Here is a 26,219-nt window from a genome sequence, read left to right as displayed (position 1 = left end):
ATTAATCGAATTAAATTAGAAATACTGTGGCTACATGAACCACGAAAGATAAAATGTGCATAGAAAAAAGCAGCTAGACCAATTTTAGTCTAACTACTTAGAAAATATTCTATCAACTTCAGTTGACGAAGAGCCAAAAAAAATACGGCAGCAGATTCTTCTTCATGAAGATCTTGCTGCCTTATTTTGTTTTTCTTTAGTTAAAATGGAACACTTTTTCTATAAAAATATTGCAAAAAGCAAACACATTAAGGTTTGCTTTTTGCAATATTATAGGCGGTATAATAGTCATTTACTGTGGACTCATAGCCCAGGTAATTTAGAATATCAAACTCAGTTTTCAAATCCTCAAGATTTAAATCATTTTGCGCTTGGTATATTTTTTCAAATGTTTTGCAAGTGATCTTGTAAAAACAATAGTCTTCATCTTTAGTGAGCAATTGTAAGTCTGAAATAATGCTCTTCATATACTGATAATCATTACGCTGCCAAAAAATAAAAAGTGCGTTTGACATGAATCCAGTAATATCATTTCTATAATATATGATGTTTTCATAGCTCATCAATTTAGTTATTGTTCGCTTGTAGGTGGCTGTAATGTAATCGCTGTCAAATAGAAATAGTAAATTGTTGAATAACGAAAGTTCAAATCGTCCCCATGTATCAATGCCATTCAAGTAATGTTGTATTTCTTGTCGATCGTTATCAATATAGTTGTCATTTACTAAATCATTCTTTAACCAGTAATAAAGTGAACGGAACTGAACAATCAATAACCGATAAAATGGATCGTTGGTTCCACAACTTAGGTTTGACAAATCCGTAAGTAGAGTCTGAAGAGAAGAGTAAGTAGATAAGTGCTTGTAACCATCAACGATTATTTGTTGTTTTTTGGGCAGAATGCCATTGGAACAGATGTGATAATACTCTTCTAGTGTGATGTTCATCTTTTCCAAAAACCAGAACAATGTTTCAGCAGATATTTTGGTTCCCCTACGTTCAAATTTAGAAACTGCTTCTCGTGTAGTTAATCCTTCTGCAAGAAATGATTGGGACAATCCCCGTTCTTCTCTTAATTGCTTGATTATCTGATAATGTTCTATTTGAATTACCTCCAAACTTTTAATTATGGGACAATTCATCTCATTTCGAAATGTAACCGTTTTATTACTTATATAATTATTATAGTTAAATAAGAGGAGGCATTCAAATGAATATGGCAGATATTAAAACGTTTTGGCATATCATGATTCCGCGGTAGTAAGTATGTGGGATTTGACTTGATTTTAAATGTAGACTGGAGGAATTAATAATGAAAAAGGGTAAAAAGGTGTTAACATCTATTACGGTAGCGGTTGCATTGCTTGGAGCATTTTCAATGACGGGAACACAAAGAAAGGTACAAGCGGCTTCAGTTCTTTGGGGTAAAATGGTTTGGGCAGTTTTAAAAAAAGGATCTTCTGCTGTTTACAATATTCCGGCATCTTTGAGTAGTGGAGCATATGGGCAAACGGTAACACCAGGTTCAATTGAATTGAATGGCAGTAAATATGGAGCAAGTGCTATGTATAATGTTACTTCACAGTCCACCGCTCATTCACTTGCACTATATGCACAGGCCGATTTACTAAATTTAGGACGCAAATACTCATTACTTGTTCTTAACCCGCATGGGAATTATACAATCAATACATCAATTACCCCTGGTGTCTATCGAGGCTTTAAATTCGGATTAATTGGGACGTATAAGGCACAGTTCGTCGCTAACTCAAAACTAAAATTAGCCCCTTATATTGCGTATCGATATGATTCAGCCAACAGTACATTTGGGACACGCTCCTTAAGTCTAATTGAAGACACTATTCAGCAAGACTCAGAAATCAATGGTGGTCAGACTTCGTATTCAGCAGGTTATGGAGAAATGGTAACACCAACGTGGGCTAATAATGTTTCAGATCAGACTCATAAAACAGAGCTTAATGTGCATGAACTTTTTATGGAGTCTTACGACAATGGTTCTGTAGTGCTTTCAATGAAGGACTATGTTCCAGGAGACCAAGTAGTAGTAAATGACGTCATTAAACAAGTTGAATATGATGCTGAAAATAATGAAACGAAAATATATTTTAATAGTACAGAATCAGATGAGTATTTGAAATATGCCGGTGATTTAACACAGACATTATTGCCAGGAGAAAGATTTGAAAAGAAAATGTCCATTGAGCAAGTTGGAAATAACTCAATTTTCCGATTACCAAGTTATTTTAAATATTTACTGGATCATGATAATAATGCACCTAGTTTTGAGTAGTATTTAAATTATGTTCAAGATTAAAAATAGAGTGAAAAAAAGAATTATTTGGTGTATGCAATTTATAATCAATGTGCTATTTATGTGGCCGTATCTTAGAGATCTAGCGGGATTTATTTATTCTGGAGGGAATCCAGGCTAGTTACTAGTCGTTGACATAGTTGTTATAGGCGTAGGATTAATTAGTGCCTATTGGTTTACCAATATTGTCACGCAACGAACAAATGATGATAGATAGGCTAGAGACATTAAAAATTAGATTGAAAAATCAGCATTAGTATTTAAGATAAGCATGTCTATGAAACAAAGCGCTCAATCAAATTTCTTGGTTGGACGCTTTGTTTGCAGTTGACAAGACAGTTTAAAGATCAATATACTGTATGCAGTAAATAACTCACCGTATTAAAAAAAATCATCATGCTTCTGATATGTTATCAGAGACATGATGATTTTAATTTGGGACAATTATCGACAGGTTGTCAGAGTTAAGACTATGGTAAATAAGGCGCTAGCTGCTCCTTGGTTGGAAATTCAATAACCCATAACCTATTGTTGGAAGAACACAGGTGCCTTGATTAACCAGCTAATGGCATGGGAGTTGGCTTAATCATTGTTATGAACAGTTTGGCAGTCTCCGCAAAGTAAGCTTCAAAAGGCTTATGATTAGGGCCAATTTGACGAATCGTGCCACGATTTAATTCACGACTAATAGTGCTAGGACCACGATGCGGCTCACGAGTAACCTGACAGGCCATAATCAAACCGCGTTCATAAGATTGAAGTTGTTGGTAGTGACTAAGCATGGTATTCTAGTTAAGGGTCATGAAGACATCTCTATTCTTATTGGTGTGGTAACTATAAGAATAGGTCTTCATGGTCTTTTTAGTGTCTATATTTAAATCACTTGGTTCATTCATCAAATTTTTAATCACTAACAAAGTTGCAAGTAATAAAAAAATCCTGATTAATAATTAGACTAATAGCTTGATTATCATCGCTAGCCTAAATCAATAACTTGATCAACTAATTCCGTAAAATCAGTTCGAGCAAAGTGATGACTGACTACTACTAGAGTCACATCATTTAATTGCAGCAACGCTGTTTCAATTTCCCGAGCCGCCTGTGAATCAAGCGACGCTGTGGCTTCATCAACTAGCCAAATTTTTCAATTCAAATAATAACCCCGGGCTAACGCAATTTGTTCACGCTGACCACCAGATAGCTGCTGGCCAGATTGTTCGATCAAGGTTTGAACGCCAGCAGGGAAAACAGTGGTCATTTGCTTCAAGCCACTAAAAGCCAGCGCCTCGTTTAATCGTTGTGCGTCAACAACTTGGCCTAAGGTAATGTTAAATAATAAACTGGCAGAGAAAATATGTGGGGTTTGACTGAGATAGACTATTTCTTGGCGGATTGCTGCTGGTGAGAGCTGCCGATAATCCTGCTGATCATAGCTGCCTTGACCAGTATAAGTTGCTAACCGCCCGGCAATAATATTCAATAGCGTACTTTTGCCACAACCAGACGGGCCAGTCACGGCGTACTTCTTACCAAATTGCAGTTGCCAAGAAAAGCGCTGTAAAATTGACGTTTGTGGATTAGCAGGATAGCAATAATTAAGGTCAGTCAACTGCAATTTTCCCTCAGTTGTCATCAGATGTGGCGCTAAAGTATCAGCCACTGCTGGTAGCTGATACTTAGCAAAAATCGGCCTAACTGTTTTCATCTCAACGAGATTGGCCATCAAGCCCGTCAAATTTGCAAAAATAGTTGCCGCAAAATACTGAGCACCACTAATGGCGCCAACTGGTACTAATTTAACAAAGAATAACAGACAAGCCTGGCCCATAACCACCACTTGACTGACCAAACTAACTAAATTAGAAGTACCCATCATTGTACCGTCAACTCGAGCCTGGTTAATTTTAGCATGAGCTAGTTTGTCGGTTGCCTTGCTAGTTAGTCGTTGAATGATGATTGGCTGATTCAATTGTAATAACTCATCAAATCCCGCCAACAAATCCGTCATTTGACTAGTGAACTTCTCAGTCGCCTGGCTCATGGTTAACGTCGCCTGATTCATCCTTTTAGTAAACAGCTGCGGCACAATACTCATCAACAACAATAAGACGCCCACTGTCACAATCAGCGAATAATGAAAATGAATCAAGGCGCCAACACTCATAGTAATAATCAGCGCTTGGTAAATCACCAGCACCAATGTTTCAAAACCATAATCATTAATAGTCGCAATATCATTCGTTAGCCACGAGACATACGTTGCTGTCGCCGTTTGATGATAAGTGGCATAATCAGTCGCCGCCAATTGCGTGGTGATCTGCAAGCGAATATCAGCGTCCATCGCTTGCATCGCTCGTTCGGTCCAAATCCGATTTTCTTTAATTTGGCATCCCCAACTGATATTGGCAACCAACACGACAATTAGCCAAAAGATAACAGCCGACCGATCTAATTTAACAATACTCGAAACAAGATTCGCATTACCAAGACCATTTACAGTCACACAAACTGCCCCAACAACTTGCCAAAATAAAACTACCAAATTCAATTTAGGTTGCTTACAAATACATTTCCATAAAGACATTAGCTGTCCTCCACTGGTATCATTTTTGGAACACAAAAAATAGGCCTCAATCATTTTGAGATCCTACTTTTATATGAGCGATAAATCGCCCAGCTGAAGTGCCACTATCCCCTCGTTGCTACCCAAAATTTATTCGGGTACTTTTATGAGAACAATTTTAAATTGTTTGCAAAAGCGTCATCCATAAAACACGCAACGCTAGCCGACAACGGCACTTATTTAAATGATTACCATGAGTTCGATTATGAACTAAGTTAAAGACTCTGACAAGACCATGATTATATTTTCCGATTGCCAAATTTTATTTCTAACACGCTACCCTAAAAAAGATTACTGTCAGATTATTTTATGATTCCTGTAAATAATCATTCACGAGCTCTTTAAAATACTCCTCGTAAAATGGGGCATCTAGTTCCTTCACTTTTTAACAAGCTCAACATCAATATTCCCATTATTATTGGCAACAATTAATTTTTTGACACCACCTTTTTTATTGGCGGGCAGATTACTGTTACCTTTTTTAATGGTGGTCGTAATTGCATAATCGTCATAACTGCCAAGCACTGAGCCGGTGATATTGCCATTCTTGGCTTGGAGTTTAATGGCCTTACCAGCGTTTAATTTATCAAAAGTAAGATTGCCATTCTGAGTAGATAATGAAATGTTCCTCTTAACAGTTAATGGTGCCAGTTTAAGATTACTATTGTTGGTTGTTATTTTAAGGGTGGTTAGTAACTTATTAGGAACCTGCAGAACTATTTTGCGTGATTTCGCCGCAGTTTTAAGGCCGATATAATCAGTCCATTTTTTATTGCTGGCTGAAGTCATTGTCAGTGTGTGTTGCGCCGACACGGCAATTTTGTAATATTCTTGGTCACTTTCTGAATAGGCAATATGAATTTGCTGATCAACTGAGGGCACGACCTTAATTTGGCGATCACGCACGTCCAACTTGACACTGGTTACCGCTTTATTACTGGCGTGATAATCCCTTTCAGTAAAATTCTCACTATTATTTGTACAGCCAGCTAGCAGCACACTACCCAGAATAAGACTCATGAAACTCACTAGTATGGTAATTGTTTTCTTCATTATGCTCTCCTCCAACGATTACAGTCCGTTTATCATGCGATTGATTTAGATGACGCCACATGATATAACGATTATGAACCCTTGGGTAACACAAGGGTCAAGGAGTAAATCATGGGAAAATATTTTTCAATCGGCGAAACTGCCAAAAAAGTCCAAACGACCATTGAAACTTTGCGTTATTATGACCGCATTGGTCTAGTGAAACCTAGCAAAAAAGATAATCTCACCAACTATCGCTATTACACCAAGCAAGATATCGTCCGCATCAACACGGTCTTAGCTTTGAAACAAATGGATCTGCCTTTACATAAAATCAAACAAGTCCTCGAATTTACCGACCTTGAACAAATTATTGTCTTCCTGAACAACGCCGAAAAAAAAGCCGACCAAAAAATGGCCGACCTGAAAGATAGTAAGAAAAAAATTCAACGTGCTAAACAGGATTACGAAAAAAGTCTGCGCGCTCGCAGTTCCGCCACTGGCATCAATGTCAAACAGCTGGTCCTGCGTGTCATTCTACTATCTGATACCTTGAAGACACCCACGGTCGATAATTTGTGGCATTACTTAGATAACTTCTACGCCCAACTCCCGCCACAACAAAAAGAGCAGTTTTCCTTTGCCGAGATTGCTGGTATCTACACTGAAAATAACGTCAGCAGCATGTTTGCTGTTTGCCTCAACTATCCAAATATCCCTGAACTCAAAACCCTGCCGGCAGGAAATTACTTATGTGCCAATTGCACCGCAGAAAATCGCCTTGAAACAATCGCTAAGCTTAGCCAAATTGCTCAAGATAAGTACGGCAGTCAACCACAGTTCATCGTGCAACAAATCATGATTTCTGGTATTTTACAGTGGCATTACCAGATTCAAATTTACGTGGGCAAATCGGCAATCAAGGCAGATTAGCATCACGGCTCCATGTCTTATTCGACACAACAGTATATGAACTACAATTCTTAAATAGTTTCACCACTTGTTTTGAATCGTTTGGGTTGATTGTTTTCTACCTTTCACTGTTTTGTACTTACAGAAACAGTTTTTAAATACGAACTTAAGAAAGTGTACCAGTTTTGAGTTACCAACATTAAAATAGTGATAATAATGGGCTAGCTTATTTTTTGACCAATTTTGCTACCTAGATATTGGCCAATCAGAATGATGCCGAAAAGAAGAATAAATTTCACGTAATCATTAGTAAGTTTTGACACTAGAATTGCTAAGAAGCCAAAAACCAGCGCTACCAAAGTAACTGCCAAAATTAATTTAATCCGTTTTTTCATACTAGTACTCCCTTCCGATGATGACAACACTGATGTTTTCCAACAGATTATTTTAGTGATTAATTTCGAAACTTGGCCCATAAGAAAGTGCAATAAACTTGGCCCACTGCACACTTTTTTCGAGATGTCGTGTGTCAGCCACTCTACCGCCAATATGCAACCACTATCTTATTCAATTTTATAATATCATAGCCAGCAGTAATTGCTCAATACATATCATTTGTCTCTAATACTTGTTATACTGAATGGTAAGATTGTTGAGTACAACGGTAGGCGCATTAAACTAAATTGTGAGGTGTTGCCTATGGTTAATAATAGACTTGGGTACCTGATGGACAGCTGACTTGATTTCTGAGGTTAACTGTTCCTTGAAGTATCTTGCGGAAATCTTCAAGGCGCTAAAGGACTTACCAGTGACCATGCAAATAGCCAGCTTATTTTTGATTGGTTATGTAGCAACTGTTACATCTGGTGCGCTAATGAAGACGATTGTCGAGATAATTAAGCTTATTTACCAAAAAAAATAAACCGTCGGCGGACGGTTTAGAAATTTAGAACCTGTAAGTTTCTGACTTGCGCCGATCGTTGTACAAGCGAGTCAACAATCGAACATCAGGGAGCAACGTGTTGACAGCACGTTGCTCTTTTTAGCTGCCTTCATTGTAACATAAATTTGTATGATTAAACATCTTTCGACATTTTAACGATTGCCCGGCGCCGTTTCAACCATTCGGCCAAAAAAGTTACACCCACTAACAAAGCATTCCGTTTATTGCCAGCAGCAATATTTTTTTCAAACTTAGCATTTTCATCAGCACTCAGCAGCTTGTAGTCCTTCCTCGACAAATGAAAAGTAGTTGGCGACGGCGCCAAAAGAAACGTTAAATACGTGTGCACTAATCCTAATAAATACGCAAAACAGCCTTAAAGTATTTAAAATATTATTCACAAATAGTGGATTTATTATGTCATAATAGAGTTGTTGCCTTGTCATCTGTTGACAAAATCATCAACAGAATCGAGGTGCAATTATCATGTTTGAATTGGCTTTTATCCAAATTCTAGTGGGCGTCTTCTTGGCGCTATTCAATCGTTGGCTGGACGATGATCACCGGAAGTAACATCGGCAAGGCTCCTCAGCGCACCCGTTTATTAATGACATAAATGTATAAAAAAGCCCGCAACTATCGACAGTAGTTGCGGGCTTTGGTGCAATTAATGTTTGAATCGGCTTTACATTATCATTGTAACATCAATCACTAATAATGCCAAGTTAAAGATCAGCGTTTAAATCTTAGCATGGATATGCTAGTTCAAAAAGAGAAATAACTACTGACGCATTTTTCCCAGCTGACTGGCTGATTAAGCCAGTACAGTTGCCGCTGCTAACAAACTACCAGTAATACCAGCATCGTCACCTAGCGCCACATGAACGATATATTGATCCAAGTCTGGAACACGAACGTAATCATTCATCAGCTTCAAAAATTCAGTGCGGATCATTGGGAACAATTGGCTTTGTTTCATAACGCCGCCACCGAAAATAATAATATCTGGTGAGAAGGTCAAGGTGTAGGTCATGCAAGCTTGGGCCAAGTAATAGGCTTCTTTTTGCCAGCAGTCATCAGTTGGGGTTAACTCGTAACCTTTTTTACCAGTCCGCTTTTCAACGGCGGGGCCAGCAGCAATACCTTCCAAACAATCGCCATGATAAGGACAAACCCCAGCAAAATCATCACCCTCAACTCGATGCATCAGAATATGACCACCCTCAGGATGACTGCGGCCACTATAAAGTTCGCCGTGAGAAATGTACCCGACGCCGACACCAGTACCAACGGTCACGTAGAGAATATTCTTTTTACCAATACCGGCGCCTTTTTTATATTCGCCGTAAGCAGCTACGTTCACGTCAGTTGTCCAAACAAACGGAATCTGATAATGATCACGCAACGCGCCTAAGAAATTATAATTCTTCCAAGCCAACTTAGGCGTGTCAGTAATATAGCCATATGTGGCTGAATCTGGATTAATATCAATCGGGCCAAAAGAACCAATGCCTAAAGCTTCAATCTGATATTGGTCGAAGAATGCAAAAACTTGGGCAATTGTTTCCTCAGGCGTGGTCGTGGGAAACTTGATCCGTGCTTGAACATTACCGTCTTCATCGCCAACCGCACAGACAAACTTCGTGCCGCCAGCTTCAATTCCACCTAATAAATGTGCCATTTAAATCCTTCCCTTGCTGTTCTAATTATTTATCAAATCGATAACTACGAATTTCTGCACCGCGTAAAGCTTGGTCAGCCGCGACTTTAGTTGGTTCACTTAAGAAGTTGACTACTTCGGCGGCCATTTGATCATGAGCGACACTAATTGTCTTCGCATCCTTGCTTAAGTTGTAGCCCCGAACAATCAATTGCGCCTTAGCATCCCGTTCAATCCCAGTCACCACGAAAGCTTGATCGGCAGATTTAACTTGGAGCCATTGTCCAGCGGTGGCTAAATCACCAGCATGATGTCCTAAATCTTTGGTCAAAATTGGTGTTTGCCAAGCACGAGCCAATTGATAAGTCGCATTACGATCAGCTTCGCTAGCACCGTGGAATAACAAGGCAAAGTGAGCCGTTTGCGCACCTTGGCATTGTGCTTCTGGTGTTAAGAAGTAACCCCAGTCACCTAATTCGCCGATGCAACGTAACATGGTGACCGCAATCGTACCATCTGCTGGTAAAATTTCGTATTCATTTAAGCCATAGTTGGCAACGGTCACGCCACCTTGGTCATCGTGTAAATTAACAAACGCTTGTTGCCGTTGCGGATTCGTTGGGTTTTCCCATTCCTTACTTGGTACGTTAGGTCGTTCAACCACTTCGAAAATTGATTCTGCTTGATGAGTTGCGGCTTTGATTTGAGTTGGGAATAGCACTCGTAAACGATGGTTGGTGGCTTGATTATCGTAACTAACTTTGAAGTCTAATTGGCGGGCACCTTTTTCAAGGGTGATGAATGTGTGTAATTGTAGTGCAATCGTTTCATCGCTGCGAGTTGCTTGACGGTGAGTAATGTCAATCACGGCTCGTTGTTCATAGTCCAATTGTGCTGAAGCCGCCTTAGGAATTTGTAACGTGGAAATGACTTCAACAATTGCTCGCTGGCTAGAATTCTCGACAACATGAATTTCTGGGGCTTGGTCAGTGGAATAAATTCGCCGCTGATCAGCTGTTTCTTTAAAGATATATTCGTTACCCATATCGCCCACATCTTCAAAAACAGCTTGGCGCGTATAAATACGTTGATTTGGTTTGTCGACAATAGTTAAGCTGCCATCAACTGGTGAGATGGTTGCCTTGATCCAGTCATTTTCTAAAACATTATTGTCGGTCAACAAATGCGTTTGGTCTTGGTCGGCGTACATCCGTGGAGTGGCCACTGATTTTAGGGCCAAAGTTTGCCACGAAAAGGCTGGCAAGGCAGCAACATGTACTTCGACTTCAGCGTAGAGCGCCATATAAGGCACCCGGAAACGATCCTTCGGTAAATCAGCACCAAAGCGAGTTGTAAAACCAGTCACGCGACCTTCGGCTTGTTTGCCAGTGGCATCGACAATCTTGAAGTTGCGGTTTTCTTGTTTGCCTAATTGCATCTTAGCAAATTGGGCGTCAGGACGACCGTCGCTAAATAAGGCTCGGTCTAATTCAACTTCGGCAGTTACGGTACCAGTTTTGGCAACATCACTAGCATTAATCACGACGAATGGATAACTGTCCTTGGCAAAATCGTCAGTTTTAATGCGTGCTGCCATAGCGGCTTCGGCATCCTCACGAATTGATTGGGCAATCGCCTCAACCTTTTCGAAACGAGTCATCATTTCCCGATGAACTTCATCAACTGAACAGCCAGTGATACTGTCATGAATATCATTTTGTAACAATAATTTCCATGCATAAGTTAATTGATCTTGCGGGTATTGATCAGCTGGCAAGAAAATTGCTGCCAATTGAGTGGCTTCATTGATCAATTCTTGTTGAACTTGCGTATTTTTTTGCTTCAAATAAATTCGTGATGAAGCAGTGTTGGTCAATGTATACCAGCCATCAGTCTCTTGAGAAGTTAATTCGCCTTTGACTTCACTTAAATTATCAGGCAAATCAGCTTTGACTGCAGCCAAATAATCATCAAAATTAGAATGAATGAATTCATAGTCTGGGAAGAGCTCTTGAGCGACTTCTAGCGCCTTAGTCACGTCTTTTTGAACCGGCTGATGATCGACACCATTCATCATTAACAAATTATCAGTTGAGGCGTATTTCTCAACGTCGGCCAACTTCTTGGTCCAATAAGCCTTGGCTTCTTTACGATCAACGGGAATTTCATTTCCATTGTTGTACCAGTTGGCAAACAGAATACCCAACACTTCACTCTTATCAGGGCCCGACCAAGTCATCTCGGAGAAGGACGAGTCAAAAGCACCTTCAGAAACTTGGTTGTTCAACCCAGTTGGCTTAACACCACGGCCGAAAGCAACGGCATCTAAATCAGCCAAGTGCAACATTTGCGGCGTTTGACCCATGTTGCCAAAAGTATCAGGAAAATAACCAATCCCCATCATCGGCCCGTATTTTTCAGCGGTTTGCCGACCAATTTGGAAATCTTTGACGTGAGCTTCAGGACTGATCAAAAAATCATCCTGCAAAACATAAAACGGTCCGACGCGTAACTTACCAGCAGCAATCGCCTTTTTAATTCGTCCTTCATTTTCAGGACGAATTGCCAAATAATCATCAATAATAATGGCCTGACCATCAAGCTGAAAACTATTGAACTTCGGATCAGTGTCGATCAAATCTAACACTTCATCCAGTAACTTCACCAAACGCAAATGATGCTTCTCAAACGGCATATACCATTCACGATCCCAATGACTATGGGAAATCACAAAAACTCTCTTCTTTGCCATGATTTATATCTCCTTAATAAACAAGTTGTGAGAGGTGCTGGTCTTTTGGCGTAAGCTAACTTCAAATATCTGATTGAGCTGGTGCAACCAGATCGAGCAGATATTTAAGTTGGCTATAGCCATTTAGCACCTCGAACACGATTACGCAAGTTGCGAGGAGCGGTGATTTTTTGGCGTAGTACAATTTCAAATATTTGCATGAGCTGGTGTAACCAGATCGTGTGAATATTTAAATTGTACCTAGTCATTTACCGCTCCGAACACGATTCAAAATCATTAAAGATAAAACGAAAATTCGGTTTTGAAACAGAACTGGTTACGACTCCATTGCGGGCTTGCTGGTTGTGGAACGCGGCCGGTATCGATTCGAACCAATTGAAAACCACAATTGTTTCAAATACGAGCCTTTGTCTAATTGCTAAAGCAATAAGACAAATTTGGCAACTGACAACCACGCCCTCCATTCTGTCTGGAATTGAGGTAGTGTCCTTCACGATGGTTAGTGATTGAGGCAAACATTGTGGAGTTACTCAACTCTGACAGAATGATATTAAGCTTGAACAGTAAAACCAAAATAGTCTGACTGATAATCAATCCATAACTTTGTAACACGCCGATTTCTTCAGCCACATAAAAACTTGTCAACCAAACTATTAGTTACCAACAATCTGTTTTTCTAAACAGTGGTAATCCATTCAGTTAGTTTACGCCGGTGGTGGCTGGGCGATTAGCGTCAGCTGTGAAATTATTCTTAGCGATTTATCGCTTAGAATAAGCCTCGTATTTGAGATTGTTGCTGAAAGCAATAAGCTCAAATCGACGGCCACAGCGTTCCACGCCCTCTAAATCGCCCAGCCACCACCAACCTCAATTGGGGAAGTCTTGGCACAATTTTAGTTTCAGAACTTAAAATTATCTTGTTTACACTTATTTTTTAACTGGCAATCCTAAATAATCCATCAACAATTCGCAGAACATCATGTTGGCCCATGAGAACCATTCGCGGGTGAAATTAGCTGGGTTCTCAACATCAAAGCCTTCATGCATCATGTTAGTGCCAGCGGTAGTATTGGCTAATAACGCCAAAATCCGCAACTTTTCGGCATGATCGGGTTGGGTTAGGCCTTGAATTGATAAGCCAATTGGCCAAATATAATTCTCCGGCGTGTGCGGGCTACCCAGCCCTTGACCATATTTACCTGCATAATAATAAGGATTCTCAGGACTTAACAGTGTTTTTCGAGTGGCCAGATATGTTGGGTCATCCATCGCTAGGTAGTCCAAGTAAGGTGCACTCATTAAGTTAGGAATATTCCCATCATCCATAATCACTGCATGACCTAGGCCATCAACTTCGTAAGCATAAACTTTCTCACCGGCTTGGTTAGTCGTGGTGCCATACTTTTCAATCCCAGTTTGAATTTCAATGGCCAACTGTTGCGCTTTTTGAGCTAATGTTGGCTCATTTAAAACCGTCGTGAAAATTTCGTGGAGATAACGCAGAATGACGACAGCAAACATATTAGCAGGTACCAAATAGCCATAAACACAGGCGTCATCACTAGGCCGGAAGCCAGACCAGCTCATGCCGGTGTAACCGACGGGCTTACCCAAGCCAGCATTCTCCAAAGTATCTTCGGGACGATCTTCCGTGCGTTCGAACCGATAAGTTGACTGCTCTTCATGGTGCTGTTCAGTTGCAATCACGTCTAATAATTGTTTGACCGCGGCCACAAAAGTAGCATCAAACTGAGCTGTTAAGCCAGTATTTTTGTACAACAGATAGGCTAATTGCACGGGATAGCATAAAGAATCCAATTCATACTTCCGCTCCCAAATCCACGGTCCCATCGCAGTTTTGTCAGTTTGATGACCATGATTATTCCCAGTTAAGTTAAACGCATTCGCGTATGGGTCCAAATTCATGTTGAAAAATTGTCGCTGGACTACTTTCAAAATAACTTGGGCAACTTCGGGGTCAGTTTGCGCCATCACTAAATATGGCCGCAACTGTGCAGTTGAGTCTCGCTGCCACATAGCAGGAATATCCCCAGTTAATACGAAAATATTGTTTTTTTCATCTTCTTCAAGGGTTGTTTCAAGGGTATTGGTAAAAGTAATATCAAAAATTTTTGCTAAATTCTGATGTTCAGTGCCCGATAATTGATTGATTTTTTCTACAAAGTCACGCACTGCTGGCGTTACATAAGATTTTGTCATTTTATCACCACTTGATATATTTTTCTACAAGCCAAGTATATCATGTAAGCGGTCAAAAAACAGCCTATAATCGTAAAAAAGCGTTTATTTTTTCTACAAAATGATATACTATAAGTCATATCAACTAGTTAACTAGGAGGCGAGTACTCACGCCAGCAAATCAAAATAAATATTGGACAATTTTTCAGGATCTGCAAACTAAAATTTGGTCAGGCTTTTACCCGGCCAATCAGCAACTCCCCTCAGAAAACGAGCTGGCCAAGCAATATCATGTTAGCAGAATCACTTCCAAACGTGCTTTACAGGAACTAGCTAATATCGGTTTGGTCCAGCGTCGCCAAGGGAGTGGTACTTTTGTTCGTCGAGGCTTACGTCTACGTACTTTGACCAAGCAAATCTTATTAGTCATTCCCTTTACTCCAGAATCCGGCCTTGGGGATTACATCACTGGCATTCGCGCAGTTTTGGCCAATCAGCAACAAACATTAACGGTCATTGATAATCATCAATTCGCGCAAACTTCCTTAACGAAAATTGCTGCTGACTTTGACGGCATCATCTACTATCCGCAAAATCTTGCCACTGAATTAAGTACCTTGCAGCAGTACACGTTGGCTCATATGCCACTGGTCTTACTTGACCAAACGGCCACTGGACTGCCGATTTCTGCTGTCGTGGCTGATAATACTCAGGGTGGTTATTTAGCCACGCAAACGCTGATCAATAATAACCACCAACGGATTATTTTTTTAGCACAAAGTGACTTTGCTCAATCATTGAATTCCTCGGTTGCACAACGTTATTTCGGATATTTACAAGCTCTAGCTGAACAAGATCTGACGTTCGCTGTTGATCCTCAGCAGGCACACCAACTAACAACTAATCAGTTTGCAGATTTGCTACCTTTCTTGGAAATGGCACATGTCACTGGTATTGTGACGGAAAATGATTTATTAGCATTAGCAACAATGGCATTTTTGCAAAAAAATGGGGTCCAGATTCCCCAGCAGTTCTCGATCATCGGCTTTGACAATATCACCCGCAGTGCTAGCAGCTCACCACAATTAAGTACCATTACTCAGGATTTTCATACGATTGGTCGTCAAGCAGCCGGCCTCTTACAAGAACGAATTGAAAATCCTTTCGATCCGGATTTAAAGCAGATTACCGTACCCGTTAAACTAACGCCTCGCGCGTCAATTAATTTACTGAAAAATAACTAGCGATTTAATTTTCTGACTTTTAATGACACAAAATCATTGCAGCTTCTTGTCAAAGTGAGTCTTTTTTGAAAAAATAAGCGCAAACTAGCGTATTTAAAACTAAGGAGTTTACCATGCAAATTACCGCAATTGATACACGTCAAGGAACCGACAATAACTACCGGCTTTCTCATGGCAATGCCTTGCCCCTAACTGGGGTCCCTTTTGCCATGAATTATTTCACTGTGCAAAATGACGGTAGCCAAGGTGGTTGGTTTTTTAATCCCCGAGCTCATCGTTTTGAAGGTTTTCGCCTAACCCATCAGCCTAGTCCTTGGGTTGGTGATTTCTCTAAACTATTGATTTTACCAATCAATCAAAACCCTGGTAGTGATCAAATTGCTGATTTTGCTGGATCATTTGATCCTGATGCTGCTATTTTTAGCCCGGTCAAATTGGCCTTATTTGACCAGCATTATCAGATTGCCAGTACCCTAATTCCTAGTACTTACGGCGCAACCCTAAGTAGTAACTATACGAACGACCATGCGGGTTTCCAGCTACAACTACCAGGAAAAAGTGACGTCAAACTTGAACCAACGACCCGCACAATTAGCGGTTACGTCAATAATATTTCTGACTGCGAGGACCCTGATTTCAAGATGTATTTTGAAATTCAGGCCACTCAAGAATTTGATTTAACCGCCACTTTAGTTAAAAGTGAACAACAATCCGCAACAATTACGCCTGATGCAACGCACTGGCAAGGTCAAGATCTGCAACTATGTTTCTTCATTGCTGGTCAAACCAATGAATTACAACTTGCAACCTCATTTTTATCCGCCGAACAGGCTCATTTAAATTTACAACGAGCTCAAAAAAAGACGAGTGCTGAACAGTTAACGGCTGCGATCGCTGCTTGGCAGAATTTCTTCGATCGCATTGAAGTAAATGACCACCATCATCCCGAACAAGTGCGCACTTTTTATACAACACTATACCGACTATTTTTGTTCCCGCAGAAATTCTACGAATTAGGTGCTGACGGGCAGCCTTACCATTACAACACCTTGACTCGAACGATCAAACCCGGCTATCTATACACGAACAATGGTTTCTGGGATACTTACAAAACTGTTTATCCTTTCTACTCAATCATTGCGCCAGAACTACTCCACGAAATGCTACAGGGATTCCTGACCAGCTATCGCGAAAGTGGCTATCTGCCTAAATGGCTCTCCCCTGACGAACGGGGGATGATGCCGGGTACCTTAATTGACGCTGTGATTGCTGACGCCGCTAGCAAAGATCTGCTGTCTACTAATGAATTGAACGAATTCTTAGCAGCCATGGAAAAGGCCGCCACAGTACAAAGCGATGATCCCAAATATGGCCGACGTGGCACCTATGACTATTTGAAATACGGTTACGTTCCTAATAATCATGATGAAAGTGTCAATCACACCCTAGACTATGCTTACAGTGACTACTGCATTGCCGTTGTTGCCGAGAAAGCTGGACGTACAGATTTAATTGAGAAGTATCAAAAACGGGCGCTGAACTATCGTCATATTTTTGATTCGACAACTGGTTTCTTACGGCCCAAAAATGCTGATGGTACTTTCCAAGAAAATTTCCGACCCTTACAATGGGGCCATGGTTATACTGAAGGTAGCGTGTGGCAAAATGGTTTTGCTGTCTATCAGGATATTGCTGGTTTAGCCAACTGTTATGGTGGTCGCGAACAGTTTTATCAAAAGCTGGTTGAACTGGTCAACAGCCCAGCTAGCTTTGAAGTTGGTGGTTATGGCTTTGAAATTCATGAGATGACGGAACTAGCTGCTTTAGACTTTGGCCAATTGGCCTTGTCCAACCAACCAAGTTTCCACATTCCTTACTTATTTAGTTATGTGGATCACCCAGAAATGACGCAGCTCTTGGTCAAACAACTTTGTCAGAAATTTAACGCTGGCTTTGCTGGTTTTCCTGGCGATGAAGACAATGGCTCAATGGCTGGTTGGTATATTTTGTCTGCTCTGGGCTTTTATCCCGTTACCCCAGGCAGTGGTCAATTTGTTTTGGGGATGCCACTTTTCGACCAAGTCGTGCTACACTTACCAGGACAAAAAGATTTGACCTTAACAACTCGCAATAACAACCCGCAAAATCAATTTGTCCAGACGCAGCAATTAAACGGACAACCTTTTACGGCTAGTTATTTAACGTATGACCAAATTATGGCTGGTGGCGAGTTTGTCGCCACTTTGGGGCTCGCACCAAATCAGCATCACTTTACTGCCAACGAATTACCATTCTCTTTATCAAATTAAACGTCTTTAAGGTCCAGCTGACTTTTGACTGCCAGGTGGGCCTTTTTTGTGTCCAAATTGTTGAGACTGCCAAGGAAAGTCCAAAAAGTTAAAACCTGGTGAAGTCTTGAAGCAGAATGGGTTCTGACGCCATTTTGGGCTGCGGGGTGTGGAACGCAGCCGACATCGATTTAAGCCAATTACAAATCCAAAGCTCAAAGTACTAAAACCGATAAATCTGTCAAAACGGAATTGGTTCTGACTCCTTTGCGGGCTGCGGGTTGTGGAACGCGGCGGCCGTCGATTTGAGCCAATTACAAATCCAAGTTCAAAAGCGCCAAAACCCAGTGAAGCTGTTAAAACAGAATTGGTTTTGACTCCATTCCGGGCTGCTTGTCGTGGAACGCTGCCGGCATTGATTTGAGCTTATTGCTGCGCAACAATCTCAAACACAAGCCTTTGTCTAACCGCTAAAGCGGCAAGACAAATTTGGCTGCTACTCGCAAGCTCGGGCGCAAATAAAAACCATTGGCTGACGACAAGGTCCCTCCATTCCGTCTGGAGTTGAGTTGTTGATTTTCAAGGTTGTTAGTGGTTAAGGCAGTGTTAGTAAGATTGATCAACTTAATTCACTCGTCAATAATAGTTGAATAGCAAAATCAAAATAGCCTGTGCGACATCTTTCAATTCCATCTCGAAAGATTGTCACACAGGCTTTGTTGTATACTGCAATCTAGTTTACTTACAGTGGTGCTCAATTCTGTTAGTTTTATCTGGTGGTTGCTGGGCGATTGGCGTCAGGTGTGAAATTATTCTTAACGGTTTACCGTTTAGAATAAGGCTTGTATTTAAGATTTTTCGCAGAAAAAGCTTAAATCAATGCCCACGCCGTTCCACGCCCTCACGGTATTCCAAGGGAGTCATCCCCGTTTGTTGTTTAAAAATCCGATAAAAATAACTTTGATTTTGGTAACCCACTTCAGTGGCAATATAATTCACGTCAAGGCTAGGATTCCGCAGCATATCAACTGCCACATTAATCCGGTAATCATTTAAATATTGGGAGAAGCTGCGACCAGTATCTTGCTTAAACAGTTGTCCCAAGTAAACGGCATTTAAGTGTAATTCATCCGCCACAATACTTAATGATAAGGCCTCGCGATATTTTTTCTCAACAATTCGGCAAGTTGCCATTACATTCGGCGAGAAATGACGTTGATCACTCACTGTCTGCTTGAAAACTGACATAATAACTTGCACAATTTGTGAGACCACTGCTGCTTGATTGATTGCTGTAATCGCTTGAGATTTAACATCCGTAATTGCTCGCCGTTCGTTTAAAACTAATAAAACAATCAAGGACAACTGGCGTACTAATAAATCAGTCGCGTTAGCAACTTGCAAAACTTGGATTTGACCTAAAAACCAATCTTCAAAGCCATCCTGATCTAAACCGGCAATGGCGGTTTTAATTTCCGAATATCCTGGCAGTGCAGGCATTGATTCTTGCTTATCCGCAGTAACCATCACGCGCAGTCCGGCGGCACTTTCAAAGAAATATTGCCGAGCTATTTCGGCCTTTAATTTGGCATAATCACTTGATAAATGTGCCGGTGTGGGAATTGGTGCCCCAATTAGCATCGGCCGATGTTTATCATTGACATGATGTGGCGCGTGATTAACGAAATAATTTAACGCCACATTGCTCCCCTTAAATAGAATAATATAGTCTTTCCCATCTAAGAAAAAGCCCCGAATGCACTGCAAAGCTTTCAAATAATTGGTTAATTCTGAGGGTGGTAATGGATTTAAAATTCCAATGAGCCGGATACTATTACTGCGCTCCAAAAAATTAATACCCAAATCGGCCATTAATTCTGCCCGCGCCGTATCGTCCGTCTCATTGACTACAGCCCGCGTCTTAGCTTGACGCGCTAAAAGATCATTCTTACTTTGTTGTCGCTGTTGGGCGATCCGATCAATCGCATGTTGCAAATTCTCAACCAATTCGTCAGTATTTACTGGTTTACGCAAATAATTAACTGCGTGCTGTTGCAACCCAGCTTTAACATAGTCGAAATTATCATATCCAGAAATGACAATCATTTCCATTTGCGGTCGAATATTTTTTGCCGCTGCCACAAAACTAGGACCATCCATTTCTGGCATGTTCATATCAGATATTAAAATATCCATTGGCCGCTGCCGCAAAATCTCCAAAGCCTTAGTTGGATTTTGTTCGGTGACTGCTAACTCTAATCCATAATGGCCCCAGTCAATAATCTTGCGATAGCCCCGTAATAACATATATTCATCATCAACGATCATTACCTGTAACATCTTTGTTCGTCCCCCCGCTACCGTTAAACTGCAATACTAGCTGAACGCCAGACACACCATCACTACTGATAGCCATCTTGAATGAATCGCCAAAATAATCCTTCATGCGTAAATAAACATTCTGGAGCCCAATTGAAGTTCTTTTTTCAGCATTATTTGGATTTTGCATTTCCTGATTAACTTTCAACACTTGCTCAGCCGTCAAAGGATTACCGTTGTTCTTAACTAACAAATACACCTGTTCACCTTCACGCCAAGCCTTGATACTTAAAGCATTGTCAACACGCGAGAAATCCACGCCATGAACGAAATAATTTTCTACCAAGGGCTGTAGTGTGAATTTCGGTAAGCTAACTGTATAAACATCCGGCGCAATTTTAATCTGATAAGCGAGCCGATCAGGAAAACGTACTTGATATAAGAACACGTATTTCTCAACAAATGATAGTTCTTCTTTCAAAGTACTTCGTGGTGAAAAATCAGTGTTGTTCCGCAGTAATGCCGCAAAATTATAAACAACATTGGCCAACTCAGGTTGGTTCGCATCCAAAGCAGCCATCCGAATATATTCTAGTGTATTTGAGAGGAAATGAGGGTTAATTTGTGCTTGGAGCGCGCGAATATTTGCCGTTTGATTGGCAATCTGTAATTGATAGATGGTATAAACGTGATTATGGATTTCCTCAAGCATACTATTAATACCCTTAGTTAACACTTGTAGGTCATTATTTTCCGTAACTAGTGGAATACGTTCATCCAAATCACCCTTACTGAAAGTATTGACCGTTTCAACAATCATTCCCAGTTGCGTTTGATAACGCCGAAAGATTAAATGCAGGCCACCACTTAAGGCCAATAGCAGCACTAACCCAAGTATCATTGATGGTAAGATACGTTGAAAAATAAGATGTTGCGCGCGCCGGCGATTTGTCACCATAATAATTGAATAGTCGGCAATTTCTTTACGCGTGACCTGATAACCTGATAACTGTGAGAGTTGCTCATTATCAGCTGCTTTTTTCGTTCGTTGCTGTTCAGCTTTGCTAACGTCACTGCCAGCAAAATAAAAAGCCGGCGCATTAGAATCAGTCCGCATAAAAATTTGCATTGGTCGTAAACTTGTTAATTGGCTCAGCTGCTTATTCAATTCGCTCCGCGTAAACGTTAGGCCGATCACCCCATCGGTATGTAAAGAATACTGATTAAGCAAAGGCCATTTTACTGCTAATTCATCCTGAACTAGTGGGCTTTTGGCAGAGACAAGCTGACCGCCCGATTTCTCCTGGGTTGCCACAAAAACTTTCTTCTGATTGTTCATCCATAGCGTTAATTGCTTTACTTCAGGATGTTGAATCATAAAAATTCGACTTTCGCTCGGCCAGAAGAAATACTTACCTGACTCAATACTCTGATCCGTGGTGTAATCACTGTAGTCCATTAAAGACATCGAGAAATAATGTTCAATATTATCAGTTGAGTTAGGATCACTGACCAGTTGAGCAGCAAATTGCTTCGCTAGCTGAAGATTCCGCGTTGCCGTATTTGACAGTTGCGTTACCGTTGTCGTTTCTGCCTGACTAACTTGGGCATTGTAACTACGAATACTAGACCACACAAAGACTGTCGTCGCAAAGACGACAGTCACCGTTAGAATTGCTGTATAAACCCGGATCAACCACAAAAAACTAGATTTCATTCGCCCACTCCTTTACCCTAAAGAAGTTGGTCAATCTTGGTGTACCATTTACGCGAGAACCAATTAGCCACCACAATATAAGTTCCTGGCGCTAAAAACAAAATTAAACCTGGCCATTTTGCCGCTGCCGCAATTACAGCAATAGTTGCCACTAGGAATAACAATAAGCGCGGGAAATTATCAAAAAATTGTGCCGCTGCCAATTTAACAGCATTTTTAAAGCTAACATCATAGCGCGAGCGTAATAGCAACGTAAAAATTCCCATACTAAATGTTAACGCAATTGCGAAAATAATTAGGAACTGGACAATTAAAATCCATGAAAACTTCAGTTGCGTACTTAAATATAAATTGTAAACTAAGATGGCAATAATACCTAAGAAAGTCCATGAATGTAAATTAACATGCCAGAAATCAGTTTTAAACTGGCGCCAACCAGCTTTGAAATGATATTCGCGATACTGCCACTGATTATCCATGAACATCTCAGTAACTGCCCGTAATGCCGGACCAATCCCTAGCACAACCAAACCTGCTAGCGTATAAACCCAGAAAAAAATTGTCATTAAAAAGACAACATATACTTTCGTAAAAGCACTTTGTGTGGCTTGTCCAATCATCCTGATCACTCCTCAATTAATGGTCCATCATTGCTACATATCCAGGTCATAACGATTCCTCGACCGGCGCCACTAAATCACTGGATTTCCTATGTAAGTCAGGAAGCTAATTACCTGACTAGTCTACATTATTCTAACTTGAAGCCTGTTAAATTACCAATACCATGCTGCTTATTAAATGATAAGCGCAAAAATGGTGCCCTTCAGACCAAAGTGCAAAACCCCTAAAACCAAGTGAATGTGTTGAAACAGAATTGGTTCTGACTCCATTGCGGGCTTGCTGGTTGTGGAACGCGGCCGGCATCGATTTGAACCAATTGAAACCCACAATTGTTTCAAATACGAGCCTTCTTCTAAGCAATAAATTGCTAAGAAGAATTTGGCGGCTGACAACCACGCCCTCCATTCCGTCTGGAGTTGAGTTAGAGCACTTCACTGTTGTTTGTGGTTAATGCAGCCATTGTAAAATTGCTCAACTCTATTAGACTGATGTAAAGTCTGAATAGTAAAACCAAAAAAGTCTGACAGAGATAGAGTGTCTCTAGCTTTGCAGCACATTGATTTTCTCAACTCCATAAAACTTGTCAATCAAACTATTAGTTCACACCAATCCGCTTTTCCAAGTAGTGGTAATCAATTCTGCTAGTTTACACCGGTGGTGGCTAGGTGATTGGCGTCAGATGTGAAATTATTGGTTAGAGTGTGAAAAGCAGTGGTTTTTCGGCGTAGAGTAACTGCAAATGATTGTTTGAGCTGGTGCAACCAGATCGAGCAATTATTTCAGTTAATCATAGCCGTTTACTGCTCTGAACACGTTTGCCGCTTTAGCACTTACAATAAGCCTCGAATTTGAGATTTTCGCAGAAAAGCTCAAATCGACGGCCACGTCGTTCCACGCCCATCCACCACCAACCCTATTGAGGAAGTCTTGACACAATTTATGCCAAATCGCCGAGCCTTTACGGTCAACAAACTAGGGAACGAATTAACACGCATAGTCATGGAAAAACCATTAACACTTCAGTAACAACTATGTAAAAACGGACAATTCTGCAAAGAATTGCCCGTTTTTTGGCATTCAGTGGCACTCATGATTCTTCGGCCACTTTTACCACACTAATTAACTATTTCTTAGCTAAGAAAGCATCATATTGTTTCTGTAATTCTTTCTGAACTTTGTCATAACCAGCAGTCTTTAATTCTTTGTCCATCTTTTCGATTGTTGGAACAGGATCAGCAGTACCAGTGTTCAAAATATCAAGATACTTACTCATGACGTTAGACAAGTTAGTCATTTCAGTCTTAACAGATGAAGTATCTGGGTTGAAGCCAAGTGCTGCAGATTGTTTAGCATCTTTGATACTATCATCGCGTTTTTGGATCATTTCTGGTGTAACTGCATCTTGAGTATAAAGGATGTTGTTGTTACCCATCATCCAAGCACCGATAAAGTAGTTTGGTTTGTACTTGCTAGTAGTCTTGATTTTACCTTTAGCTTTGTCAGTGAAGTTCCATTGTTGACCTTGAACACCCCAAACAATGTTGTTTAACAATGTCTTGTCAGTGTTTAATAAGTTAAGGATTTGAACAGATTCCTTCTTATGCTTAGAAGTCTTAGAAATTGACCAAACAGCAACTTGTGCCTGAGCTGAAGACTTGTATGGGTCAGTGATTGGTTGAATTGCCATCTTCTTGCCACCAGCGGCATTTTGCAAAGCAGTGTTACCATAGTCATAAGGTCCGACAGTCTCTTGACGAGTGAACCAAGTGTTATCTTGTAAGTTATATTGTGTGCTAGAAGTAGCAGCATCCTTAGGAATATAACCCTTCAAATAGTACTTGTGCAATGTCTCTAAGATACCACGCATCTCTTCAGTATCATAAACGTTGACAATCTTGTCACTCTTACCACTTGAATCAATTGCAAATGGATAGCCGTTACCAACAGGGAAGTCCATTGACTTAGGTGAAGCTTTGAAGCCTTGGCCAATTGCGAAGCCAGCCACACCAGGGTTAGCTTTATGGAATTTCTCTAAAGCTGGTTCCATGCTAGCATATGAATTAACAGCGTTAACATCAATATTATTTTTGTCTAGGAATTGTTTATTGAAAACTAATGCGTTTTGTGCAAAGACGTTAGCGTTAACTGGGAAACCATAAATCTTGTCGTTAACAGTAACACCTTTCCAGTATGCAGGATCAACAGTATCATAAGCCTTCTTAGCATCTTTCTTAACTAAATCAGTTAAGTCAGCGTAAGCGCCCTTAGCAGCGTTAGCAGCATAGCTTTGTGCAAAGGCAATATCATAGCTTTCACCAGAAGTGATCATGACGTTATATTTCTTTTCATAATCGCCCCAGCCAATGAAATTCATCTTTAAATCAATGTCTTTGTAAGTCTTATGAATTTCTTTGTTGGCCTTGTTGATGATTTCCGTGTAGTTCTTTGGCTTGTCACCAGGCATGGTCATTGAGACCGTTGTTTTTGCTGAGCTGGAACTATTACTCTTAGAGCCACAGGCTGCCAATGCTAACATACTCATAGCTGCCATTCCGACAAAAGTCAGATTTCTAATCCATTTCTTCATTACTATTCCTCCCTAAAACATTTTTAATTTAAAATAAATTAAATCCCAAAATTAGTAACTCGAACTGATTAACCCTTGACACCGCCAATAGTCATACCCTTAACAAAGTATTTCTGGAAGAATGGGTACGTTAACGCAATTGGTAATGTTGCCACAACAACAACGGCGAACCGCATGCCTTCAGTGGGAATATTTTGCACCATCGCTGCTGATGCACCGGCTTGCATTTGTGAGGTCATAACTTGAATGTTGTTCTGAATCTTGACCAGCAAATATTGCAAAGGTACTAAATTATCAACATTGATATACAGTAAGGCGTTCATCCAATCATTCCAATAGCCCAAGGAAGTGAATAAACTAATTGTGGCAATCCCAGGAATTGCTAGTGGCACAACGATACTACGGAAAATCCGCATTTCACTGGCACCATCTATTCGTGCTGATTCAATAATTGCTTCTGGTATTGACGTCTTGAAGAACGACCTCATGATCAAGACGTTATAGACCCCGAAACTCATTGGTAAGATCAAAGCCCAAATATTATTTTGCAAACCTAACATCTGAGTTACAACCAAGTAAGTTGGGACCATGCCGGGAACAAATAACATTGAAATCAAGGCAAAGATGGTAAAGAACCGGGCGTAAGCAAAGTCACGCCGAGAAATTGCATAGGCATAAGTGGAACTGAATAAACTGTTCATCACCGTACCAACAATTGTTACAAAAACTGTGACGCCTAAAGACTGTAAAACTTGCTTACCCATTTTACCTAAATAAACATAGCTCGTAAGCACAAAATGCTTGGGCCAGAACTGATAACCATAAGTCGTCATATCTGATTCTTTCGTTAAAGAAAGAATGATAATGAAGAAGAAAGGAATGATACAACTTAGGGCAAAGATACCAATAAAGATATTGAAGAACAGGTCAGTCCCAGCACTAAACTTGCGAATTTCTACGGCTGTAATATGTTTCTTTTTTCGCATTGGT

Annotated in this window: 18 protein-coding genes and 1 pseudogene; 5 read left to right on the top strand and 14 right to left on the bottom strand. The window is 40.5% G+C overall.

Annotation, left to right across the window (positions count from 1 at the left end; translation table 11 throughout):
• Positions 1-248: 248 nt before the first annotated feature.
• Positions 249-1,118 (bottom strand): helix-turn-helix domain-containing protein, encoded by an 870-nt coding sequence (locus tag EKM81_RS06935; protein ID WP_164509247.1) that lies wholly within the window; start codon positions 1,116-1,118, stop codon positions 249-251.
• Between the two features lie 194 nt (positions 1,119-1,312).
• On the opposite strand from EKM81_RS06935, the gene EKM81_RS06930 reads away from it, so the two are divergent.
• The gene (locus EKM81_RS06930) at positions 1,313-2,311 is read left to right on the top strand and encodes a hypothetical protein (protein WP_125650187.1); all 999 of its coding nucleotides are present in this window, start codon (positions 1,313-1,315) and stop codon (positions 2,309-2,311) included.
• A 606-nt stretch (positions 2,312-2,917) separates the two neighbouring features.
• On the opposite strand, the pseudogene EKM81_RS06925 reads toward EKM81_RS06930, so the two are convergent.
• The 3 genes and pseudogenes from EKM81_RS06925 to EKM81_RS06915 form a co-directional block, all read right to left on the bottom strand.
• Positions 2,918-3,114: pseudogene (locus EKM81_RS06925) on the bottom strand (IS30 family transposase); the annotation flags it as partial.
• Between the two features lie 362 nt (positions 3,115-3,476).
• A complete protein-coding gene (locus EKM81_RS06920; RefSeq protein ID WP_164509245.1) occupies positions 3,477-4,916 on the bottom strand; it encodes an ATP-binding cassette domain-containing protein in 1,440 nt (479 codons plus the stop codon).
• A 417-nt stretch (positions 4,917-5,333) separates the two neighbouring features.
• Complete coding sequence (locus EKM81_RS06915; protein WP_125650181.1) at positions 5,334-6,008, bottom strand: DUF4097 family beta strand repeat-containing protein; 675 nt, start codon at positions 6,006-6,008, stop codon at positions 5,334-5,336.
• Between the two features lie 111 nt (positions 6,009-6,119).
• On the opposite strand from EKM81_RS06915, the gene EKM81_RS06910 reads away from it, so the two are divergent.
• Positions 6,120-6,920 carry a MerR family transcriptional regulator gene (locus EKM81_RS06910; protein WP_125650179.1) on the top strand — a complete coding sequence of 267 codons (801 nt, stop codon included), beginning with the start codon at positions 6,120-6,122 and terminating at the stop codon, positions 6,918-6,920.
• Positions 6,921-7,120: 200 nt separating this feature from the next.
• On the opposite strand, the gene EKM81_RS11195 is transcribed toward EKM81_RS06910, so the two are convergent.
• The gene (locus EKM81_RS11195) at positions 7,121-7,294 is read right to left on the bottom strand and encodes a hypothetical protein (RefSeq protein WP_164509244.1); all 174 of its coding nucleotides are present in this window, start codon (positions 7,292-7,294) and stop codon (positions 7,121-7,123) included.
• 368 nt (positions 7,295-7,662) lie between these two features.
• On the opposite strand from EKM81_RS11195, the gene EKM81_RS11190 reads away from it, so the two are divergent.
• Positions 7,663-7,821: a hypothetical protein gene (locus EKM81_RS11190; RefSeq protein ID WP_164509243.1), complete on the top strand. Its 159-nt coding sequence runs from the start codon at positions 7,663-7,665 to the stop codon at positions 7,819-7,821.
• 154 nt (positions 7,822-7,975) lie between these two features.
• On the opposite strand, the gene EKM81_RS06905 is transcribed toward EKM81_RS11190, so the two are convergent.
• From EKM81_RS06905 to EKM81_RS06890, 4 genes are all read right to left on the bottom strand, one after another.
• Positions 7,976-8,140, bottom strand: coding sequence for a hypothetical protein (locus tag EKM81_RS06905; RefSeq protein ID WP_164509242.1), 165 nt, complete (start codon positions 8,138-8,140; stop codon positions 7,976-7,978).
• A gap of 516 nt (positions 8,141-8,656) precedes the next feature.
• The gene (locus tag EKM81_RS06900; RefSeq protein WP_125650175.1) at positions 8,657-9,523 is read right to left on the bottom strand and encodes an ROK family protein; all 867 of its coding nucleotides are present in this window, start codon (positions 9,521-9,523) and stop codon (positions 8,657-8,659) included.
• A 25-nt stretch (positions 9,524-9,548) separates the two neighbouring features.
• Positions 9,549-12,254: an alpha-mannosidase gene (locus EKM81_RS06895; RefSeq protein WP_125650173.1), complete on the bottom strand. Its 2,706-nt coding sequence runs from the start codon at positions 12,252-12,254 to the stop codon at positions 9,549-9,551.
• Between the two features lie 927 nt (positions 12,255-13,181).
• On the bottom strand, positions 13,182-14,474 hold the full coding sequence (locus EKM81_RS06890; RefSeq protein ID WP_125650171.1) for a glycoside hydrolase family 125 protein: 1,293 nt from the start codon (positions 14,472-14,474) through the stop codon (positions 13,182-13,184).
• 179 nt (positions 14,475-14,653) lie between these two features.
• Here EKM81_RS06890 and EKM81_RS06885 point away from each other — a divergent pair, with 179 nt between their 5' ends.
• The gene (locus tag EKM81_RS06885) at positions 14,654-15,697 is read left to right on the top strand and encodes a GntR family transcriptional regulator (RefSeq protein WP_225420211.1); all 1,044 of its coding nucleotides are present in this window, start codon (positions 14,654-14,656) and stop codon (positions 15,695-15,697) included.
• 113 nt (positions 15,698-15,810) lie between these two features.
• Positions 15,811-18,006, top strand: coding sequence for a GH92 family glycosyl hydrolase (locus tag EKM81_RS06880; protein WP_125650167.1), 2,196 nt, complete (start codon positions 15,811-15,813; stop codon positions 18,004-18,006).
• Positions 18,007-18,861: 855 nt separating this feature from the next.
• On the opposite strand, the gene EKM81_RS06875 is transcribed toward EKM81_RS06880, so the two are convergent.
• From EKM81_RS06875 to EKM81_RS06855, 5 genes are all read right to left on the bottom strand, one after another.
• The gene (locus EKM81_RS06875) at positions 18,862-20,325 is read right to left on the bottom strand and encodes a response regulator transcription factor (RefSeq protein WP_125650165.1); all 1,464 of its coding nucleotides are present in this window, start codon (positions 20,323-20,325) and stop codon (positions 18,862-18,864) included.
• Complete coding sequence (locus EKM81_RS06870; RefSeq protein ID WP_125650163.1) at positions 20,303-22,021, bottom strand: sensor histidine kinase; 1,719 nt, start codon at positions 22,019-22,021, stop codon at positions 20,303-20,305. The genes EKM81_RS06875 and EKM81_RS06870 overlap by 23 nt, the downstream gene beginning before the upstream one ends.
• Positions 22,022-22,038: 17 nt before the next feature.
• Complete coding sequence (locus EKM81_RS06865; protein WP_125650161.1) at positions 22,039-22,641, bottom strand: YesL family protein; 603 nt, start codon at positions 22,639-22,641, stop codon at positions 22,039-22,041.
• A gap of 1,124 nt (positions 22,642-23,765) precedes the next feature.
• Entirely contained in the window at positions 23,766-25,229 is a 1,464-nt protein-coding gene (locus tag EKM81_RS06860) for an ABC transporter substrate-binding protein (RefSeq protein ID WP_125650159.1), read from the bottom strand.
• A gap of 68 nt (positions 25,230-25,297) precedes the next feature.
• Complete coding sequence (locus tag EKM81_RS06855) at positions 25,298-26,215, bottom strand: carbohydrate ABC transporter permease (RefSeq protein WP_125650157.1); 918 nt, start codon at positions 26,213-26,215, stop codon at positions 25,298-25,300.
• Between the last annotated feature and the right edge of the window lie 4 nt (positions 26,216-26,219).

The organism is Lapidilactobacillus gannanensis (assembly GCF_003946675.1).
Lineage (GTDB): Bacteria > Bacillota > Bacilli > Lactobacillales > Lactobacillaceae > Lapidilactobacillus > Lapidilactobacillus gannanensis.
This window is presented reverse-complemented; position numbering and strand designations above follow the sequence as displayed.

Excerpts from the sequence above, each read along its gene's own strand:
- EKM81_RS06865 (WP_125650161.1), bottom strand. The coding sequence starts at position 22,641 with ATGATTGGACAAGCCACACAAAGTGCTTTTACGAAAGTATATGTTGTC.
- EKM81_RS06900 (WP_125650175.1), bottom strand. The coding sequence starts at position 9,523 with ATGGCACATTTATTAGGTGGAATTGAAGCTGGCGGCACGAAGTTTGTC.
- EKM81_RS06895 (WP_125650173.1), bottom strand. The coding sequence starts at position 12,254 with ATGGCAAAGAAGAGAGTTTTTGTGATTTCCCATAGTCATTGGGATCGT.
- EKM81_RS06875 (WP_125650165.1), bottom strand. The coding sequence starts at position 20,325 with ATGTTACAGGTAATGATCGTTGATGATGAATATATGTTATTACGGGGC.
- EKM81_RS11195 (WP_164509244.1), bottom strand. The coding sequence starts at position 7,294 with ATGAAAAAACGGATTAAATTAATTTTGGCAGTTACTTTGGTAGCGCTG.
- EKM81_RS06880 (WP_125650167.1), top strand. The coding sequence starts at position 15,811 with ATGCAAATTACCGCAATTGATACACGTCAAGGAACCGACAATAACTAC.
- EKM81_RS06855 (WP_125650157.1), bottom strand. The coding sequence starts at position 26,215 with ATGCGAAAAAAGAAACATATTACAGCCGTAGAAATTCGCAAGTTTAGT.
- EKM81_RS06930 (WP_125650187.1), top strand. The coding sequence starts at position 1,313 with ATGAAAAAGGGTAAAAAGGTGTTAACATCTATTACGGTAGCGGTTGCA.
- EKM81_RS06920 (WP_164509245.1), bottom strand. The coding sequence starts at position 4,916 with ATGTCTTTATGGAAATGTATTTGTAAGCAACCTAAATTGAATTTGGTA.
- EKM81_RS06910 (WP_125650179.1), top strand. The coding sequence starts at position 6,120 with ATGGGAAAATATTTTTCAATCGGCGAAACTGCCAAAAAAGTCCAAACG.
- EKM81_RS06870 (WP_125650163.1), bottom strand. The coding sequence starts at position 22,021 with ATGAAATCTAGTTTTTTGTGGTTGATCCGGGTTTATACAGCAATTCTA.
- EKM81_RS06890 (WP_125650171.1), bottom strand. The coding sequence starts at position 14,474 with ATGACAAAATCTTATGTAACGCCAGCAGTGCGTGACTTTGTAGAAAAA.
- EKM81_RS06915 (WP_125650181.1), bottom strand. The coding sequence starts at position 6,008 with ATGAAGAAAACAATTACCATACTAGTGAGTTTCATGAGTCTTATTCTG.
- EKM81_RS06860 (WP_125650159.1), bottom strand. The coding sequence starts at position 25,229 with ATGAAGAAATGGATTAGAAATCTGACTTTTGTCGGAATGGCAGCTATG.